The organism is Kitasatospora sp. NPDC091257, assembly GCF_044757675.1.
In the GTDB taxonomy this organism is placed as follows: domain Bacteria; phylum Actinomycetota; class Actinomycetes; order Streptomycetales; family Streptomycetaceae; genus Kitasatospora; species Kitasatospora lactacystinica.
On the sequence record NZ_JBIVVI010001701.1, the window covers coordinates 1 to 1,400 of the forward strand.

General features: G+C 73.2%; 2 protein-coding genes. One reads left to right on the forward strand and one right to left on the reverse strand.

Annotated features, from left to right (window positions below; genetic code table 11):
• Positions 1-500, reverse strand: a 500-nt coding sequence (locus ACIQOV_RS41395) for a carbonic anhydrase (protein WP_401056304.1), incomplete at its 3' end; no start/stop codon positions are given.
• A gap of 126 nt (positions 501-626) precedes the next feature.
• Here ACIQOV_RS41395 and cynR point away from each other — a divergent pair.
• On the forward strand, positions 627-1,400 hold a 774-nt coding region (gene cynR / locus ACIQOV_RS41400; RefSeq protein ID WP_401056305.1), incomplete at its 3' end, for a transcriptional regulator CynR.

The following is a 1,400-nucleotide window of genomic DNA, read 5'->3' on the forward strand; positions in this document are numbered from 1 at the left end:
CCCCCGGCGAGGGCGCGGGCGACCGAGGGGTGGGTGGCCAGGTTCGCCAGCTGGGCGAGCACGTTCTGGCGGACCAGGGCGGGGACGTCGCCGTCGGCGGAGGTGCGGGCCACGGAGGCGTCGGCGTGGCGCAGCCAGGTGGCGACCGCGGGGGCGCCGCTGAGGTCGTGGCCCTCGGCGAGGGCGGTCATCGCGCCGCAGGCGGAGTGGCCGCAGACGACGATGTCCCGCACGCCGAGTGCGGCGACGGCGTACTCGATGCTGGCCGCGACGCCGTCGGCCTCGGGTGTGTGGGCGGGCACCAGGTTGCCGGCGGTGCGGATGACGAACAGGTCGCCCGGCTCGGTGCCGGTGATCAGCTCGGGGACGACGCGGGCGTCGGAGCAGCCGATGAACAGGGTGTCCGGGGTGTGGTGCGTGGCCAGGTGGGCGAAGAGCTCCGCCTTGGCCGGGAAGACGTCCCGCTGGAAACGGGCGACGCCGTCGGTGAGGTCCTGCACTGGTCACTCCCTTCGGGTGGTGGCCGGCCCCGGTGGGCCGGTGAGATCCACCATGCATGACCTGTGCCTATAGTGTCCAAGAGCTGTCGGACATAGAAGTCATTGGTCGCATCTATAGTCTGTTCCATGGCCGCTCCCGAACTGCGTCACCTGCGCTATCTGCTCGCCGTCGCCGAACACGGCAACTTCACCCGCGCCGCCGAGGAGCTGCACATCTCCCAGCCCACGCTCTCCCAGCAGATCAGGCAGCTGGAGAAGACCCTGGGCGTGCAGCTGCTGGACCGCACCGGCCGCACCGTGCGGCTCACCGACGCCGGCGCCGTCTACACCGACCACGCCCGGCGCGCGCTGCGCGACCTGGCCGCCGCCGAACGCGCCGTCCACGACGTCCAGGACCTCTCCCGCGGCCACCTGCGCCTGGGCGTCACCCCCACCTTCACCGCCTACCTGGTCGGCCCGCTCACCGCCGAGCTCCACGCCCGCCACCCCGGCGTCGGCCTCACCCTGACGGAGACCACCCAGGACCGCATCGAGGCCGCGCTGCTCGCCGACGACCTGGACCTCGGCATCGCCTTCGCCGGCACCCACCCGCCCGGCATCACCGCCACCGCGCTGTTCACCGAGACCCTCAGCCTCGTCACTGGCACCTCGCGCGCCCCGACGCTGCCCGACCCGCTACCGGTCCACGCCCTCAAGGAGGAACAACTCGCCCTGCTCAGCGGCGACTTCGCCACCCGGGCGCACATCGACGGCTACTTCGCCCGCCACCGGGCCGCCCCGCGGATCACGGTCGAGGCCAACTCCGTCCAGGCCCTCACCGAGATCGTCCGGCGCACCGACCTGGCCACCGTCCTGCCCGACGCCCTCGCCCACGACCACCCCCACCTCGCCCCCGGCCCC